The sequence below is a fragment of the Holdemanella porci genome (assembly GCF_019052655.1).
GTDB lineage: Bacteria > Bacillota_I > Bacilli_A > Erysipelotrichales > Erysipelotrichaceae > Holdemanella > Holdemanella hominis.
The window spans coordinates 1-1,801 of sequence record NZ_JAHQVB010000120.1 but is presented as its reverse complement, the minus strand read 5'-3'; the positions used below and the strand labels follow the sequence as shown (position 1 = coordinate 1,801).

Annotated in this window: 1 protein-coding gene and 1 pseudogene; both read right to left on the bottom strand. The window is 29.2% G+C overall.

Going from position 1 to position 1,801, the window contains the following annotated elements:
• Window positions 1-176: 176 nt before the first annotated feature.
• Window positions 177-491: pseudogene (locus tag KTQ83_RS12420) on the bottom strand (DUF1893 domain-containing protein).
• Window positions 484-1,587 carry an aldo/keto reductase gene (locus KTQ83_RS11650; protein ID WP_217256926.1) on the bottom strand — a complete coding sequence of 368 codons (1,104 nt, stop codon included), beginning with the start codon at window positions 1,585-1,587 and terminating at the stop codon, window positions 484-486. The pseudogene KTQ83_RS12420 and the gene KTQ83_RS11650 overlap by 8 nt, the downstream one beginning before the upstream one ends.
• Window positions 1,588-1,801 lie beyond the last annotated feature (214 nt).

Genomic DNA, 1,801 nt, shown 5'->3' with positions numbered 1-1,801 from the left:
GACAATAGTTGGGCTTGCCCCTGCGAAGATAGCTAGCTGCCGGGTCCTTTTTTTTGCCTTTTATATTCAAAAGCCAAGTCTAAGTAAATAAAAGACTTGGCTTTTTTCAGATTCATTAATTCTTTAATTGTATTTTCTAATGCAATTTATGCGGTAACTGGTGTCCTCTATATGAATCACGGATTTTTTAATGGACACATATCTGTGTTTGTCCTATATCGGATTTCCTTAACAAGTTTATCGTATATGAAAGAAACATTATTCTTTTCTAAATAAATTTTTGCAGTTTCACTTAGAGCATGAGCATAAACAAATTAAATTTTTGCAAGAACGTATAGATAAGCAGCTGCTTTACCTAATACTGTATCTTCTATATCTGTGTTTTTATAAAAACTCATATCTTCATTAATTTTTGAAAGGATTGGTTTATCCCCAATATCATTTGAAGTATAAAATACAACTTTGTTTATTTTTGCGATAAATTTATTCAAATTCATCTGCTACTTTCTTTAGATTACTGATAATTGGAAGCTTTTGTGGACATACACGCTCACATTGTCCACATTCAATACAATCTAATGGCTTTCCATGTTCATTTTTTAAATCATCATATTCTGTTGATTTATCTTTAGATAAATTTTGTTTTCTTTTATTGAATAGATTAAAGTATTCAGGTATACAGATGTGTTTTGGACAACCAGGAGTACAATAGTTACATGCAGTACATGGAATAGCAATAGATGTTCGAATTTGATCACCTAGCTTAATCAAGAAATCGTTTTCTTCTTGTGTCAACGCTTTAAATATTTTCATATATGAAATATTGTCATTTAATTGTTCAAGGTTTGACATACCACTAAGTACAACACGAACATTTTTAAGACTTGCTGCAAATCGTATTGCCCATGATGCAATAGATAACGATCCATCTAAAGTTAATAATTTAGTTTGAATATCTTCAGGAACACGCACAAGACTTCCTCCCTTAACAGGTTCCATAATAACAACTTGTTTTCCATGTTTAACAGCCGTTTCATAACATAATCTAGATTGTACACTTTCACTATTCCAATCAAGATAATTGATTTGAAGTTGAACAAAATCCATTTCAGGATGTTTAGTCAAAATTTTGTCTAAAATATCAGCAGTATCATGAAATGAGAATCCAATTTCTCTTATTTTACCTTCTTCTTTCATTTTTTTAATAAAATCAAAACAACCAAATTTTAAAGCAGTTTGGTAATGATTACGATTTAAAGAATGCAGAAGATAATAATCAAAGTAATTAACTCCACATTTTTCCAATTGTTCATCAAAAATTCTTTTTGCATCCTCTTTTGTTTTCATAAATGGGACAGGCAATTTGTCGGCTAAAGTAAATGAATTTCGTGGATATCTTTCAACTAACGCTTTTTTTACAAATAATTCACTTTGTCTTTGGTGATAAGGATAAGCGGTGTCAAAATATGTAAATCCATTATCCATAAAAGTATCAATCATTTCACAAAATTGTTTTAAATCAACAGAAGTTGGTTCTTCTGGATTTGTTAATGGCAATCTCATACATCCAAAACCTAATTTCTTCATAAAAATCCTCCTATTATGTATAACTGAATTATAGTACAACTTTATTGTTTAATAGAAATTATAATGTTAAAATTGTCGAAAATATGTATATATAAAAGTCTTTTGATTTTTTATTAAAAAAAAATTTAAAAAACATTTGACGAAGCGAAAAGTATTTGGTAATATAGATGAGCACTGCTGAGGTGCAGATGATCTTTGAAAACTGAACAGGAAA

Excerpts from the sequence above, each read along its gene's own strand:
- KTQ83_RS11650 (WP_217256926.1), bottom strand. The coding sequence starts at position 1,587 with ATGAAGAAATTAGGTTTTGGATGTATGAGATTGCCATTAACAAATCCA.